Annotated in this window: 15 protein-coding genes; 12 read left to right on the top strand and 3 right to left on the bottom strand. The window is 66.0% G+C overall.

What is annotated here, in order from left to right; genetic code table 11:
- The first annotated feature begins 349 nt into the window (after window positions 1-349).
- The 7 genes from B7G54_RS38920 (at window position 350) to ppk2 (ending at window position 7,944) form a co-directional block, all read left to right on the top strand.
- Window positions 350-523, top strand: coding sequence for a hypothetical protein (locus tag B7G54_RS38920; RefSeq protein ID WP_006495012.1), 174 nt, complete (start codon window positions 350-352; stop codon window positions 521-523).
- A 225-nt stretch (window positions 524-748) separates the two neighbouring features.
- Window positions 749-934 (top strand): hypothetical protein, encoded by a 186-nt coding sequence (locus B7G54_RS03685; RefSeq protein WP_021159490.1) that lies wholly within the window; start codon window positions 749-751, stop codon window positions 932-934.
- A 144-nt stretch (window positions 935-1,078) separates the two neighbouring features.
- Complete coding sequence (locus tag B7G54_RS03680; RefSeq protein WP_085037791.1) at window positions 1,079-3,199, top strand: peptidase domain-containing ABC transporter; 2,121 nt, start codon at window positions 1,079-1,081, stop codon at window positions 3,197-3,199.
- Window positions 3,196-4,200, top strand: coding sequence for a lysophospholipid acyltransferase family protein (locus B7G54_RS03675; protein ID WP_175130422.1), 1,005 nt, complete (start codon window positions 3,196-3,198; stop codon window positions 4,198-4,200). Before B7G54_RS03680 ends, B7G54_RS03675 begins: the two co-directional genes overlap by 4 nt.
- Before the next feature lie 12 nt (window positions 4,201-4,212).
- Window positions 4,213-5,508 (top strand): HlyD family secretion protein, encoded by a 1,296-nt coding sequence (locus B7G54_RS03670; RefSeq protein WP_085037790.1) that lies wholly within the window; start codon window positions 4,213-4,215, stop codon window positions 5,506-5,508.
- A gap of 4 nt (window positions 5,509-5,512) precedes the next feature.
- Window positions 5,513-6,904, top strand: coding sequence for an OmpW/AlkL family protein (locus tag B7G54_RS03665; RefSeq protein ID WP_085037789.1), 1,392 nt, complete (start codon window positions 5,513-5,515; stop codon window positions 6,902-6,904).
- A gap of 89 nt (window positions 6,905-6,993) precedes the next feature.
- Window positions 6,994-7,944 carry a polyphosphate kinase 2 gene (gene ppk2, locus B7G54_RS03660; protein ID WP_085037788.1) on the top strand — a complete coding sequence of 317 codons (951 nt, stop codon included), beginning with the start codon at window positions 6,994-6,996 and terminating at the stop codon, window positions 7,942-7,944.
- Between the two features lie 133 nt (window positions 7,945-8,077).
- Here ppk2 and B7G54_RS03655 read toward each other — a convergent pair whose 3' ends face one another.
- Window positions 8,078-8,665 (bottom strand): IMPACT family protein, encoded by a 588-nt coding sequence (locus B7G54_RS03655; protein ID WP_085037787.1) that lies wholly within the window; start codon window positions 8,663-8,665, stop codon window positions 8,078-8,080.
- Window positions 8,666-8,858: 193 nt separating this feature from the next.
- Window positions 8,859-9,716 carry a LysR family transcriptional regulator gene (locus B7G54_RS03650; protein WP_085037786.1) on the bottom strand — a complete coding sequence of 286 codons (858 nt, stop codon included), beginning with the start codon at window positions 9,714-9,716 and terminating at the stop codon, window positions 8,859-8,861.
- A 127-nt stretch (window positions 9,717-9,843) separates the two neighbouring features.
- Between B7G54_RS03650 and B7G54_RS03645 the strand changes: the two genes are divergently transcribed.
- Window positions 9,844-10,422 carry a DUF4865 family protein gene (locus B7G54_RS03645; RefSeq protein ID WP_175130423.1) on the top strand — a complete coding sequence of 193 codons (579 nt, stop codon included), beginning with the start codon at window positions 9,844-9,846 and terminating at the stop codon, window positions 10,420-10,422.
- Window positions 10,419-10,592: a hypothetical protein gene (locus B7G54_RS38915; protein WP_165765523.1), complete on the top strand. Its 174-nt coding sequence runs from the start codon at window positions 10,419-10,421 to the stop codon at window positions 10,590-10,592. Before B7G54_RS03645 ends, B7G54_RS38915 begins: the two co-directional genes overlap by 4 nt.
- Window positions 10,593-10,665: 73 nt before the next feature.
- Here B7G54_RS38915 and B7G54_RS03640 read toward each other — a convergent pair whose 3' ends face one another.
- Window positions 10,666-12,867 (bottom strand): glycoside hydrolase family 3 C-terminal domain-containing protein, encoded by a 2,202-nt coding sequence (locus tag B7G54_RS03640; RefSeq protein ID WP_085037964.1) that lies wholly within the window; start codon window positions 12,865-12,867, stop codon window positions 10,666-10,668.
- A gap of 458 nt (window positions 12,868-13,325) precedes the next feature.
- Here B7G54_RS03640 and B7G54_RS39520 point away from each other — a divergent pair, with 458 nt between their 5' ends.
- The 3 genes from B7G54_RS39520 to B7G54_RS03630 all read left to right on the top strand — a co-directional run bounded on the left by B7G54_RS39520 (window position 13,326) and on the right by B7G54_RS03630 (window position 15,283).
- Window positions 13,326-13,535 (top strand): hypothetical protein, encoded by a 210-nt coding sequence (locus B7G54_RS39520; protein ID WP_244289244.1) that lies wholly within the window; start codon window positions 13,326-13,328, stop codon window positions 13,533-13,535.
- A 3-nt stretch (window positions 13,536-13,538) separates the two neighbouring features.
- Entirely contained in the window at window positions 13,539-13,682 is a 144-nt protein-coding gene (locus B7G54_RS39515) for a hypothetical protein (protein WP_244289243.1), read from the top strand.
- 413 nt (window positions 13,683-14,095) lie between these two features.
- Window positions 14,096-15,283: a polysaccharide biosynthesis/export family protein gene (locus B7G54_RS03630; protein ID WP_085037784.1), complete on the top strand. Its 1,188-nt coding sequence runs from the start codon at window positions 14,096-14,098 to the stop codon at window positions 15,281-15,283.
- Window positions 15,284-15,361 lie beyond the last annotated feature (78 nt).

The raw sequence follows: 15,361 nt of genomic DNA, 5'->3' as shown, positions 1-15,361 counted from the left end.
AAACTTGATAGGGAATTACCCGCATTCTGCGTCGCCGATCCGCCATTCGCGCGCCTCGTTTCAAACATGGCCGTCTCCGTCTCCTGCCCGTGCCGCAACGCATTGCGGCGGGATTTAAACGTCTTGAAATTGAAATTCAAACAGCATGAATGCCTTCCATCCGTCGCGCATCGGAAAACGCGCCTGTAAGAGTGTGTCCTCCATTGAATTCCGATGCGCTCGCATGATAGCCTGATTTCGGCTCGTAATCGCGGTGATTATTAGATTAACAAGTCGCTAGGGATTAAAAGCCGTTTGTCTTTCAATGAAGGTTCTTTGCATCATCTTTATTTTTTACGAGGAGAGAATGATGAAGGTCATGACGACGGAACAGGTCAGGAATGTGCATGGCGGCGGTGCGATCAGCTCGCTGGGTAGCCTCGCCGTTGACGCCGCGCCGGTGGTGACCGCACTCGGCCAGTTCCTGCCGAGCCTCGGCAATTACCTGCAGAACCCGAAGACGTTCAATAACACCGGCAAGTAACCGCCGTGCGCGGGGAGGCGCCCCCCGCGCGAAATGCTGCGAAACAGAAGGAAAAGAATCGATCGCCGCAGTGGAAATAAAACGAATCCGAAATGCATTCTTTTCGGTTCGGGCGATTATCAGGAGGCAGGAGTGCCGGATTATCAACGTAATAAAGTGAACGGCCGTTGAGATTGCAATTGGCTGACGGTAATGGGCATTCCGACAATATAAAGGCCACAATAAATGCGAGACATCACGGAAGAACAGGCCCGCCAGATTCGCGGCGGCGCGTCGCTTTACTCCAATTCGGCCGCCTATACGGTCGATCTCGTCAACCAGTCGATCGGGACCACCCTCCAGGGCCTGATGACCCAGTACCAGGCCCGCGCTGTCGAGCAGTTCCGGATGTCGCTCGGCTCGTCGCGCTGAGCGGCCCGCCCAGCAGCCGGTAACACCGATCTTCCGTCGCAGCCGGCAGCGTGCCGGCTGCGCCCATGCGTATCGCGCACGACCCGCCACGGGCCCGCTACCGGCTGGCCCGGGCGGCGCGTCGTCGCGCCCCGGGTGCCCGACATGCTATTCAATACGCGTAAAGTCCGTCCGGTCCTGCAGGACGAGGTGACGGAGTGCGGCCTGGCCTGCCTCGCGATGATCGCGTCGTGGCACGGGCGCGAAACGACGTTGCGCACGCTGCGCAACCGCTATCCCGTCCGGATCGATTCCGGGCTGTCGTTCTTCGACCTGATGGAGATCTCGAACGATCTCGGCCTGCGCGCACGCGGGCTGCAGTTCGACGCGGGGGAGCTCGATGCATTGAAGACGCCGTGCATCCTGCACTGGGGGATGAACCACTATGTCGTGCTGACGAAGGTCGGCTACGGCAGCGTGCACATCGTCGATCCGGCGCTCGGCGAAACGAAGCTGCCGCTCGCGCAGGCACTCACGCACATCACCGGCTATGCGCTCGAACTGAATCCGGACATCGGCTTCACGCGGGCGGGGCAGGCCGACCGGATCCGGTTGCGCGACTACCTCGAAGGGCTGACCGGTATCCGCAAGAGCCTCGCGATCGGCATCGCGGGCGGCGTCGCCGCGCAGCTCCTGCTGCTGCTCGGCCCGTCGTACGTGCAGCTGACGATCGACGAGGCGCTGAAGAAGACCGACGTCGACATCCTGTACCTGCTGACGATCCTGTTCGCGATCGTGTTCCTGTTCGACACGCTCTACGCGAACCTCGTCGGCAACATCAAGAGCTACCTGCGCAACATCGTGTCGCAGCAGTTGTCCGCGAACATGGTCGGGCATCTCGCGCGGCTGCCGATCGGCTATTTCCTGTTCCACAACACGGGCGATTCGATCTCGCGCGTGTCGTCGGTGTCGGAGGTCGGGCGCTTTCTCGTCGACGGGCTGGTCGGCGGGCTGCTGAATATCGTCACCTGCACGCTGACGCTCGTGCTGATGCTGTACTACAGCCCGGTGCTGGCCGGCATCAGCCTGGCCGGAATGGTGCTGTTCGCGCTGAGCCGGCTCGCGATCCAGCCGCAACTCCAGGACGCGATGTCGCAGATCCTCACGCGCGGCGCCGAAGCCGATGCGCTGCTGATCGAGAACATCCGCTCCGCGCACTCGATCAAGCTGCTGTCGGCCGAGACTGCGCGCAGCAGCCTGTGGGTGAACGCGTTCACGCAGAAGCTGCAGGCGATGCGCCAGCAGGAGCGGCTGCAGCTGCTGTTCGACGCGGTATCGAAGGGGATCGTGCACGTCGAGCAGCTCGTGATCGTCACGTACGGCGCGTGGCTCGTGATGCACGGCCAGAGCACGATCGGCGTGATCTACGCGTTCATCCAGTACAAGAACCTGTTCGCCGACAAGTTCATCGATTCGATCCAGCTCTATGTACGCCGCAAGGTATTGCAGGTGCATATGGACCGCGTCGCGGACGTGCTGCAGACCGAGACCGAGGAGCCCGCGCCCGACGCGGTCGTGCGGCCGGTCGACGGATTCGACGGCGCGCTGTCGATCCGCGCGCTGTCGTACACGCCGAAGGGCGGCAACCGCCCGATCCTGCGCCACATCGCGCTCGACGTGCCGGCGGGCGGCAAGATCGCGATCGTCGGCCGCACCGGCAGCGGCAAGACCACGCTGCTGAACCTGATCTGCGGGCTCGTGCGGCCCGAGCCCGGCACGCTGTTCGTCGGCGGCGTCGATCTCGCGGAAGTGAACCTGCGGCAGTACCGCAAGCATCTCGCGGCCGTCACGCAGTCCGACCAGCTGTTTCGCGGGACGATCCGAGACAACATCACGAACTTCGCACCGGCGCCGCGGCTCGGCGCGATGTTCGACGCGGCGAAGCTCGCGTGCATTCACGACGAGATCGAGCGGCTCGATCATCGCTACGACACGCCGCTCGGCGATACGCAGAAGTTCCTGTCGGCCGGGCAGATGCAGCGGCTCCTGATTGCGCGGGCGCTGTACTGCGAGCCGCGCCTGCTGATCCTCGACGAATTTTCGTCGAACCTCGACCAGACGACGACGCACGAGATCTGCCGCAACGTGCTGACGCTGCCGTGCACGATCGTGCTCGTCACGCACGACGCGTCGATCCTGTCGATGGTCGACCGGATCTACGAGATGCAGGACGGCGTATTGATCGATGCGACCGGCGCATGGCGGCCGGCCGAGGAGACACGGTGATGCTCGGACGACTCTTTCTGCTCAATCCGTTCTCGTATGCGTTCCTGGTGCGGCGTGCGGTGCGCGCCGTCGCGCTGCGCACGTCGCCGGCACGCGGGCTGCGGCTGATGCGCTGGTGCTCGGGCGCATGCCTGCGCTGCTTTCCGTGCATTCGCGAGTCGATCGAGCGCGCGGTCGCATACATGCTGAGCGCGCACCTGAACGACGATCCGCGACGCGTGCGGGACGTGTCGGCGGCGATCGTGCGGGAACTGTTCGAGGCCGAGTTCGCGGGGCTCAAGCTGCGTACGCACAGCCTCGAATCGATGAAGTCGATGATCGACGGGATGGCGTGCGAAGGCGACGAGCAGTTGCAGGCGGCACTCGCGCGCGGCGGCCCGCTGATGCTCGCGGGGCTGCACTTCGGCAACCTGATGTTGTTCGTCACGAAGCTGCGCTTCATGATTCCGGACGACCGCAAGCTGATGGTGATCCTGCACCGGGATGCGCCCGGCGCGTTCTTCGACGATGCGCTGCGGCTCGTCGCCGAATACGGCGCCGGCGAAGTCGAGTTCATCGACATCGAGGAGCGCGTGCACCTGCGCCGGCTGGTCACGAGCCTGCGGCGCGAGGCGCCGGTGTTCCTGCTGTTCTCCGACCTGCACGGCAAGTTCGGCAAGACCAACCGCTGCCGGCTCGGCGGGCGCTGGGTGCGGATGGCCGGCGGCGGCGTGAAGCTCGCGGTCGAGCAGGGGATTCCGCTGCTCGTCGCCTATGCGACGGGCGTGCCGTTTCGCGACCGCTGCGCGGTGCATTTCACCGAGCTCGCAGCTCGCCCGCTCGCGCCGATGCTCGGCGCGGACGACGACGCGTCGCCCGTGCGCGCGACGCACCAGCGCATCGTCGACCGTCTCGAGCAGGCGCTCGTGCGCCAGCCCGAGCAGTGGCATTTCTGGGAACACTTCACGCCTTACCTGATGCCGACGCCGCTGCTCGATGCGGCCGCGCGGCGTCGCTCCTGACGAGCCCGCCCCATGCCGACCTGGAACTCCGCCCTCCGAGAACAGAAGCCGTCGCGCAAGCTCGCGCGCGGCACGACCTTCGGCACCGTGATCCACGGCGTCGTCGACGTGCCGGTGTCGATGCGCTTCTTCTGCTACCTGTCGCTCGCGATGTTCGCGATGTTCGTGATTGCGCTCGTCGAACTGAGCTACGCGAACACCGAGAGCGTGTCGGGGATGCTGACGCCGCGCTCGGGGCTGATCGGCGTCGGTGCGCCGCCGGGCTGGGCGGTACGCGACATCTACGTCGGCAAGGACCAGCACGTGAAGGCCGGCCAGCGGCTGCTCGCGGTGACGCGCGACACGAGCTTCGTCAGCCAGGCGAACAACGTGCAGGGGATGCGCGCGGCGCTCGACCGGCAGCGCGTCGAGGTGACGCAGCAGATCGACGCGGCGCGGCTCGAATACAAATCGTCGGTGCAGCAGATCAACCAGCAGATCGCCGCGCAGGGGGAAAGCCGCGGGCTGATCGACCGGCAGATCCAGGACCAGAAGCGCATCGTCGACGAGTACGGCGAACGGCGCGCGCGCGTGAAGCAGTTGCTCGATGAACAGGTTGTGACGCTCGAACAGTACAACCAGGTCAACACGCAGTACCTGCAGGCCGGGCAGGCGTACCAGGACCTGCTGCTGCGCCGCGCCGAACTCGCGAAGAACGCGATGAAGCTGCGCGGCGACCTCGACACGATGCAGAGCAAGTACGACGGCGCGAATGCGGAACTGAAGATCAAGCAGGAGGAGCTGAACGCGAAGGAATACAACATCGACGAGAACGTGAACCAGGTGCTGTACGCACCGGCCGACGGGCAGATCGTGCGGCTCGACGTCGTGCAGGGCGGCGTGATCGACCCGCCGGGCACGCGTGTCGTCGAGATCCTGCCCGCGAAAGCCGACGGGCTGATCGCCGAGGTCTACATTCCGTCGTCGAAGGCCGGCTTCGTGAAGAAGGGGCAGGAAGTGAAGGTTGCGTACGCAAGCTATCCGGTCGAGAAGTTCGGCACCTATCGCGGCAAGGTGCTGTCGATCTCGCCCGTTGCGTTTTCCGCGAAGGAGCTGAACCTGCCGGGTGATGCCGCCGCGCCGCAGACCTACTTCAAGACCTGGGTCGAGCTCGCCGACCGCACGCCGTCGTTCGACGGTCGGCCGCTGTCGCTGCGGGCCGGGATGATGCTGAAGGCCGACATCGTGCTCGAGCGGCGCAGCCTGCTCGAATGGCTGTTCGAGCCGCTGTACCGCATCCGTCAACGCCTGTTCGGCGTGCCGGCCTGAGCCGATGGTGAGCCGGGACAAGGGCCGCCGCCGCGCGTGGCCGGGCGCCGCGCGCCCGCTTTCGCGCTGGCTCGGCGCGACGCTGTTTGCGTGCGCGGCGGCCGCGCATGGCGCGCCGCAGCCGGACGGCGACGCCGAGCCACGCTGGCAGGCCGGCGCCGACGGGATCGGCTTCTGGCCGGGCGGCGATGCGGACGGGTTCGATGCGAGCGCATGGGCGACCGATGCGAGGCCGGCGCGCCGCGGACGCGGCGATTCGGTCGACGTGCCGCAACCCGACGCCGTCCCGTTGACGGCGCGCAAGATCACGCTCGGCCAGCGAACCCGCGAGGCGGGGCGTGCATGCGCGGCAGCGCACGACGATGGCGCGGACGGTATCGGCTTCGACGACAACGGCGCAGCCCGCGGCTGCGATCCGGCCGCGGCCCGCGATGCAGCGACGGATGACGCACCGGCCGGCGGCGTCGTCCACGCCGACCGGATGCCGTACGAACTGCATCCCGTCGATCCATCGCGGCTGCCCGATCTGCCGGCCGCGCAGGCGCCGCCTTTGCTCGAGCAACTGATGGGCGACGACCGTAACATGGTCGGCCTCGGCTGGCACTTCGTCGGGACGACCGGCCGCTCGACGCCCGTGACGACGCGCACCGACGCGCTCGGCCTGAACAGTTTCCAGAACGCGGGTTCGAGCCTGTCGCTCAGCAATACGAACACGCTGGCGTTCACGTTCACGCATTTTGTCTCGGAGCACTGGGCGGCCGAACTTGGCGCCGGCATTCCGCCGGTGCTGACGCTGCGCGGGCATGGCAGCATCGCGCTACCGCTCGACCGGATTTTTTCCGGCGTCCAGGGCCGCTTTCCGCTGATCGATCTCGCGAACACGCAAAGCAACCCGCTCGCGACCACGCGTGCGTGGCTCGGATCCGTCGTGTTCAAGTATTACCTCGGCGAGCGGGACGACCGTTTCCGCCCGTTCGCGGGCATCGGCATCAGCTATACGCGTTTCACGAACACGAACCTGAATCCCGTGTTCCAGCGCAAGCTCGCGTCGCTCGGCGGGCTGCTCGCGGCGGGCGCGGACATCGGCAGCCTGCAGTCGCTGCTGCTCGACCCGTCGCTGTTCCAGCGCATCTGGGATGCCGGCGGCGACCTGCTGCTGTCGGGGAAGACCAACGTGTCGGCCAAGGTGAAGAGCGTGTGGGAGCCGGTGTTCACCATTGGCGCGAGCTACCAGATCACGCGCCAGTTCTGGGTCACCGGGATGGTGACCTACATCCCGTTACGTACGAAGATTACGCTGGATATCGACCAGCCTGACCGGCAGCTCGCGTCGAACACGTTCGATATTTCCGCGAACCCCGTGCTGGCCAGCGTGCTGCTCGCGTTCCGCTTCTGACCGGCGCGCCGGCCCCTTTTTCATGAATTTGACCCGCGACACTGGGATAATGTCGGCGTTTGGCTGCGTCAATGATGGAAGGAGGCCCCATGGGCGACAACGATACCCGTACCGAGACCGACAACCGCACCGATACGGAATCGATAGAGGCGCGCCAGCGCCGCTTCGAGGAAGATCTGGTCGACGCCTACGACGAAGAGCTCGAGATGGAGCTCGACGATCGCCGCTTCGACAGCGACGAGGACCTGCTGTTCTCGCCGGAGCGCCGCGAGGCGCGCAAGGAGTATTTCCGCGAGCTGTTCCGGCTGCAGGGCGAGCTCGTGAAGCTGCAGGACTGGGTCGTGAGCACGGGGCACCGGCTCGTCGTCATTTTCGAGGGGCGCGACGCGGCCGGCAAGGGCGGCGCGATCAAGCGCATCACGCAGCGGCTGAACCCGCGCGTCTGCCGCGTGGCGGCGCTGCCGGCGCCGAACAACCGCGAACGGACGCAATGGTATTTCCAGCGCTATGTGGCGCATCTGCCGGCCGGCGGCGAGATCGTGCTGTTCGACCGCAGCTGGTACAACCGCGCGGGCGTCGAGCGCGTGATGAACTTCTGTACCGACGACGAGTACGAGGAGTTTTTCCGTTCGGTGCCCGAGTTCGAGAAGATGCTGGTGCGCAGCGGGATCCAGATCGTCAAGTACTGGTTCTCGATCACGGATCACGAGCAGGAAGTGCGATTCCAGAGCCGGATTGAGGATCCGCTCAAGCAGTGGAAGCTGAGCCCGATGGATCTCGAGAGCCGCCGCCGCTGGGAAGCCTACACGGCCGCGAAGGAAGAGATGCTGCAGCGCACGCACATTCCGGAAGCGCCGTGGTGGGTCGTGCAGGCCGTCGACAAGAAGCGTGCGCGGCTGAACTGCATTCACCATCTGCTGCAGCAGGTGCCGTATCACGAGGTGCCGCACGCGCCGATCGACCTGCCGCCGCGCGTGCATCACGAGGATTACATCCGCCGGCCGGTGCCGGACAACATGATCGTGCCGGATACTTACTGAGCGGCCAGGGCGGATTCGATCCAGTGAACGGGCGCGCCGTGCAATGCGGCGCGCGGTTTTTCTGTCGGGCGTATCTGATTTCCCGGCGGAACTTGCCGGCAGTCGGGATGACGGGGCGGGCGGTTGCCGGTCGTCACAGATCGGGAAAGCCCGATCGCCCTTGCGTCAGGTCGAACAACTCGGTTCGCGCATTCGCGCCGGCGGTCTCGGGCAGCTTGATCACGAGCTTGACCGTCATCCCGTACGCGCTGTCCACCAGTTCATAACCGGCCTGTTCGATCCAGCGGCGCACGCGCGCTTCCTCGGGATAGCCGATCTCGATCGCGAGCCGCGCGTAGCGGAGGCGCTCGACGCGCTCGGCATCGAGCAGCGCCGACGCGATTGCATCGGTGTACGCGCGCACCAACCCGCCCGCGCCGAGCTTTACGCCACCGTAATAACGCACGACCGCGCCGAGCACGCCATCGAGATCGTGATGGCGCAACACTTCGAGAATCGGCCGGCCCGCGGTGCCCGAAGGCTCGCCATCGTCCGACATCCCCGATTGGCCGCCCGCGAGCAGTGCCCAGCATACGTGGGTGGCGGCCGGATGCTCGTCGCGCAGGCGTTGCAGCACCTGCATCGCGGCGTCGCGGTCGTCCACGGGAATCGCGTACGCGATGAAGCGGCTCTTGCGGATCTCGAGCTCGGTCGTACGGGGAGCGGATAGGGTGTAAGTCACGTCGATCGTCAGGGGCAGGCGCGATCGATGCGATCGCGCGCCCGTATTCCGGGTGTTGTCTGTATCGGCCGCTGCGGACGCGCGGCGTGCCCCGAAGCATACCGCGTGCGAGGCGGGAGGGCGGCGAAACGTGCCGCGAGCGGACGCCCGTCCGGCCGCCGGCGGACCTGATTCATCAATGCCTCGCGCAACCTCACCGCACGCCGACCGACGACCGCAGCGCCGCGCCCAGCGTGCGCAGCGCCTGTCGGGCCCGCGCATCGGTCAGGTTCGAGTAGAGCACCACCTCGCGCGTCGGCAATGGCGGCAGCCCGTATCGCGGCCCCACGTCGACCGTCCCGACGGGCGCCACACGATGCCCGAGCGCGGCGACAGCCAGCCCCGCGGACACCGCCGCGCCGATCGTCGCCACGCCGCCGCCGACGAACACTTCCGTCCAGGCGACACCGGCTTCGTCCAGCGCACCGATCGCCATGCGGCGTACGCTGCACGGCTCGGCTTGCGTCGCGAGCCGCAGCGGTTGCGGCGGATGGTACTCGAAATCGGCCGCGGCCATCCAGCCGAACGACTCCGACAGCAGGGTTTCACCGTCGAGGCGCCGGCTGTCGTGCTGCAGTGCGACGGCGGCATCGAGCTGGCCGCGGTCGAACGCATCGAGCACGTCGCGCGACGCGGCGACCCGGATCTCCAGCACGAGCCCCGGTTCCGCTTCGCTCATGCGCCGAAGCAGCATCGGAAGATCGGCGCCGACGACATGATGGCTCACGCCGATCACCAGCCGCCGCTGGCCGCCGCCGAACGCGGTGACCGCACCCTGGTGAGCGGCCACGAGCTCGCGCGCGGGTTCCAGGAACGCGGTGCCGTCGGCCGACAGGCGAACCTGCCGCGGCGTGCGTTCCAGCAGGCGGCGGCCGAGGCCGTCTTCAAGCCGCTTGATCTTCAGGCTCACCGCCGACTGCGTCGTGTCCATCGCCTCGGCGGCCCGCGTGAAGCTCTTGAGGTCGGCGGTCAGTACGAACGCCTGCACGGCTTCGATGTCGAGCGTTTTCATCGCGCACTCACCCATTTAAAAAACGAATCATTGAAATATTCTGCCATCGTCTTTTCAAATGATTCAAGGCCTTCTACGCTGCTATCAAGCCGTTCGGAATCTCCCTTTTCGATCCCAGGAGTCGATCATGCTGACCGCGTACTACGTGCACCGCCTGCCGGCGGACTACGATCTCGACATCATCCGCAATCGCGTGCGCGAGCGCGGCAGGTTCTGGGACGACACGCCGGATCTCGTGTTCAAGGGGTTCCTGCTGCGCGAGGCGGGCCGTTACGGTGCGACGGAAAACGGCTATGCATCGCTTTATCTGTGGCGCAATGAACAGGCATTCGCCGGGTTCGTCACGGACGGCCGCTACCGGGTCGTGACGGACAGCTTCGGCCGCGCGCCGATCGACGTGCAGGTCGCGCTCGATGCGCGCAAGGGCAGTGCATCGACGGGGCGCTTCGTGCGGCTGGAAGCCATCGATATTCCGGCGGATGCCGATCTCGACGCGACGCTGGCACGGGAGATTGCGCGCAATCGCGAAGCGGCGGCGCGGCAGGGTGCGGTGGCGGCCGCCGTCAGCCTCGATCCGTTGCGCTGGCGGCTGACGCGAGTGCTCGTATCGGAACACGAACCGGACGACGGCGGCGCCGGCACGGTGTACCAGGTCCTGCATCTGGCCAGGCCGTTGCTCGATACGCTCGAAGGGAGCGGGGCGTGATGGCCGGCGTCGCGTCTCGATCGCGGGCCGGGCCGGTGGGTGGGGCGCGTGGCACGGCATCGACGCGATTGCCGGCCGGCCTGGTGATCACCGCGCATCTGGCCGGGGTGGCGGCGGGAATCGTCGCGATTGCCGCGCTCGCGACATTGCTGGCGCTGCTGTTCCGGTAAGGAGCAGCAGCGGATGGTCGAACGCGGGAGTGCCGGGCACGACGTGCGCGGCGCTCCCGCCGGTTTTTACCGCTCAGTGACCCTGCAACCGGATGTCCCGCGACGACGCACCGACATACACCGTCCCGCCCGGCACCACCCGCCAGCCGTTACGCGACGTATCCCACACGCTCTGCATCCGCGGCGACACGGTGACATGTACACGCCGCGCCTCGCCCGGATTCAGCCGGATCTTCTCCCAGCCGACCAGCCGCTTCGGCGGTTCGTCCTTGTACGGCACGCCGAGATAGACCTGCGGCGTTTCCGCGCCGGCGACGCGCCCGTCGTTACGCACCGTGAACGCGACACTCAGCGACCCGTCCCATTGCTTTGCCACCGACAGCCCCGAATACGCGAAGTGCGTGTACGACAGCCCGTAGCCGAACTCGAACATCGGCTTGATGTTGTGCGCGTCATACCAGCGATAGCCCATGCTCAGCTTTTCCGCATAGACGGGATCGTTGTCGAACGCACCGTTTTGCCCCCAGCTCGGCGAATCCTGGTCGCGCGCGGGGAACGTGACGGGCAGCTTGCCCGACGGATTGACCGCACCGAACAGCACGTTCGCGATCGCCTTGCCGCCGGCTTCGCCCGGATACCAGGCCTCGACGATGGCCGACACGTTGTCCTTCCACGGCATCAGCACCGGGTTGCCGCTCTGGACGACGACGATCGTGTGCGGATTCGCGCGCGCGACGGCTTCGACGAGCGCATCCTGGTTCGACGGGTTCGCGAGGCTCAGGCTTTGCAGGTCACCGAAATCCTCGCCGGCCGGCTGCGCGACCACGACGATCGCGACGTCCGAACGGCCCGCGAGCGCCGCGGCCTGGTCGATCTCCTGCTGCGTGTACGCGCGGAACGGCGACTGCTGGTCGCCGTTGCCCGCATACGTGACCTGTGCGGCCGGCGCGAGCGCGCGGATCGCCGCGACGATCGGCACGTCGACCTTCAGCCACGGATTGCGCCACCAGCTGCATCCCGTCGATGACCCGAACGTCAGCCCGCCGCAACCCGCGAACGATCCCGATACGGGGTCGCGCGTGTTGCCCGAGCCGCCGCCGGACAGCACGGCCGCATCCGCATGGCCGCCGATCACGGCGATACGCGACAGTGCCGACGCGACGAGCGGCAACTGGTTGCCGTCGTTCTTCAGCAAAACGATCGACTGCTCGGAAGCCGCTTGCGCGAACCGGTTCCCGGCCGCGAAATCGATCGTGCCGCCGCCCTTGGCCGGGTCATCCATCACGCCCACGCGGATCATCACGGCGAGCTTGCGGCGCACCATGTCATCGAGGCGCGCGGTCGACACCGAGCCGTTCGCAATGGCCTGCTTGACGGCTGCCGGCGTCAGGTACACGCTCGGCCCGACGTCTTCTTCCTCGTCGAGCCCGGCATTGATCGCGGCGGCGGTACTGTGCGTGGCGCCCCAGTCGGACTGCACCTGGCCCTGGAAGCCCCACTCGTTCTTCAGCACGTCGTTCAGCAGGTGAGGGTTCTCGCACGCATAGGTGCCGTTCAGGCGGTTGTAGCTGCACATCACGCTACCTGGCCGCCCGCGCTTTGCAGCGATCTCGAACGGCAGCAGATACAGCTCGCGCAGCGTGCGTTCGTCGATCTGCGTATTGCCGCCCATCCGGCCATGCTCCTGCTCGTTGCCCGCGTAGTGCTTGATCGTGGCGATGACTTTCTGCCGCTGCGTGGCGAGCGTGCGTTCGGCGAGCAGGTCGCCGGCGAGCAGCGGATCCTCACCGAGATACTCGAACAGGCGGCCGCCGCGCGGCTCGCGCGCGAGATTGGTGCCGCCGGCGAGGCCCATGCCGAATCCTTGCGCGCGCAACTGGATCGCGACCTGCTTGCCGTAGTCGTACGACAGCCGCCGATCCCAGCTCGCGGCGACCGCGATCGTCGCAGGGAACGTCGTGCTGGCCTGCGACGTGCTGCCGGAGCCGGTCGCCGAATCGACCATGTTCAGGTCGGGAATGCCGAGCCTCGGCACGCCCTGGATGTAGCCGGCGCCGCCGCCCGGCACCTTCGACATTTCGTATTGCGAATGAATGAATTGAAGTTTCTCGTCGAGCGTCATCTTGCGCACGAGCAGGTCGGCCCGCCGAACTGCGGCGGCCGACGCGAATGCATCGGTGGCGTCGCCCTGCGCGTTGAAATCGGCGTCGCCCGCATAGGCGGTAGTGCAGAGGGTCGCTGCCAGCACGACGGCCGGCCAGAGTGTGTCCCGCATGTTGCTCTCCATGATCGTATTGCCGGTTGTTCGGATGATGTCTGGAGCTGCGCACGTCCGGTGGATTCGCACCGGACGGATTCGGCTGGCGATGCAGGGTGGTTGCGCGTCGGCATGCCAGGCCAGGCGGGGAATCGTTACGGCCGGTTGGGCTCGACCGGTCAATGCGAGCGGCGACGCGCAGGCCGCCCGGCACTGTCTAATCGGGTGTAGCGATTCTCTGCTGCGACCAATGGTATGAATGTAGTTTGACTACAGCATCGGTGTTTGTACCGATACGTGTGATCTTTATTTCGTAGTCGTGCAGGGTGGGGTGGGAAGACGGTCATCGTTCCCGACGAGGCGTGTGTGGTCGGGTAAGAAGTACCTGTGTGCTAGTACTAGTGCTATTGCGCGAGCGATACGCCGCGACTAGTGGTCCGGTTCGTTGCGTGCACATCTAATGGCGTCGACTTGACATGTCATCGAATACGACGCGGTTGACCGGATGTTCGAAACGTACTTTTCATATGGCGATGGCGGTATTGCTCAACACTTTGGTCATTTCACGCCCAACGGCTTCGTCGGCACCAGTTCGACGCCCGGGGGTGACCGGTATCCGCAAACTGACGGCGAACTACGCGTCGCCCACGACGCTGACCAACCTGGTCGGCGGCATCGACGGTTAGTCAATGAAGATCGTTGCGACCGACGGCAATTGCATGATCGCGAACAACGCGAACATCCAGACGACCGGCAGCAATGTCGTCATGGCGAGCGGGCAGGTCCTGACCTTTGCGTTCGACGCGACACTGAACAAGTGGTGTAGCGGTTAGCAAGCCGCGGTCGCGATCGCTTTTCAGGGAGTGGCCCCATTTCCGTATGAAGTTTGGCTTTCGGTGGGGTTGCTCACATACGCGCCGGGCTGGACGGTGTCCAATCGTGTATCGCCGCGGGAGCGGCCGCGCCGGAGCACGACCGGCGCGGCCGCATCCGTGCGGACGGCCCGTGTCGTATCGGGTGACGTTCGCGGCGGCGATACGGACGGTATGCCGGTGCGTAACCGCGATTTCGTCGGGCGCGCCGGCCGAACGGATGCAGACGAGCGCGTCGAAGCACCGTTCGGCCGCACGAAACGATGTGCGGTGAGAAAAGGATGCGCGGCAATGCAGCGCGAGCCGTGCCGGCAGCGAAATGTGGTATCCGCCAGGTTGGGGCGGGTGGGTTCCGCTCAGTTTGGAAAGACGCGATGTCAACGACTACACAGAAGAAATCGAGGCTCGGCATGCCGCGGCTGCGCGTTGCGATGGCGGCGACCGTGTGTGTGCTGAATGCCTGCGCATTTGCGCCGGGCATGACATATCAGGCGCCGGCCGAACGCGATGCGAATGCGCGCGTGAGCGTCGCAGCAACAGGATCGGGGGGGCTCGACGGGGTGCAGAACGTATCGAGTGAAGACCTGATCGAGATCACGCCCGCGTTCGTCGAACAACAGCATGCCGCCCGCTCTGCCGGTGTCGACGCAGAAATCCGGCACCTGTTCGGTACGCCGAAGGCATACGTGATCGGCCCGGGCGACGTGCTGAACATCGTCGTCTGGGACCACCCGGAGCTGAACCTGCCCACGGCCCAGGCGGCGAATGGCGACAATATCGGCACCAACTCGGTTGTGGCTGGCTACACGGTGGACGCGGGCGGCAACGTTCAGTTCGCGCACGCAGGCCTCGTACACGTGGCCGGGCTCACCGAGGCGGAGGCGCGTGCCGTACTGACCCGGCGGTTGGGCGAGTACGTGCGCAAACCGCAGATTGCGCTGCGTATCCAGGCGTATCGCAGCAAGCGCGTTTATCTCGACGGCGAAGTGCGCACGCCGGGGCTGCAGATCGTGAATGACATGCCGATGACGTTGCCCGAGGCGATCGATCGCGCGGGCGGCTTCACGGCCGGAGCCGATCGGTCACAGGTCACGGTGACGCGCGGTGGCAAGACGGTGAACGTGAGTCTGCCGGCCATGATCGCCGCGGGTATCAATCCGTCCAACATCCTGTTGCGCGACGGCGATCTCGTGCGAGTGCGTCCGACGAGCGAAGCGAAGGTCTTCGTACTCGGGGAAGTGTCACGCCCGGCGACGCTGACGTTGACCGACGGACGGATCAGCCTCGGTGAAGCGCTTGGCGAGACCGGCGGCGTCAGTCAGTACACGTCGGACGCGCGGCAGATCTACGTGGTGCGCCGTGGGCCGGGGAACCGGCCGCAGGTCTATCACCTGGACGGTCGCGCGCCGGCCTCCTATGCGTTGGCCGATCAGTTCCCGCTCGAGCGCCGCGACGTCGTCTTCGTCGATGCGTCGTCGCTGGTGCGCTGGAGCCGCGTCGTGAATCTGCTGATTCCGTCCGCGGCGCAGGGCGCGCTCACGGCCCGGGCCGTGACGCCGTGAACTCGATCTCGGCGGCCGCAGCCGCAATCGGTCATGTCACTGCCTGACACGCGTGACGGCTTCGTATTGAAAATGTAA

Source organism: Burkholderia puraquae, assembly GCF_002099195.1.
Taxonomy (GTDB): Bacteria; Pseudomonadota; Gammaproteobacteria; order Burkholderiales; family Burkholderiaceae; genus Burkholderia; species Burkholderia puraquae.
The sequence above is the reverse complement of the archived record's forward strand: the minus strand, read 5'-3'. Positions and strand labels throughout refer to the sequence as shown.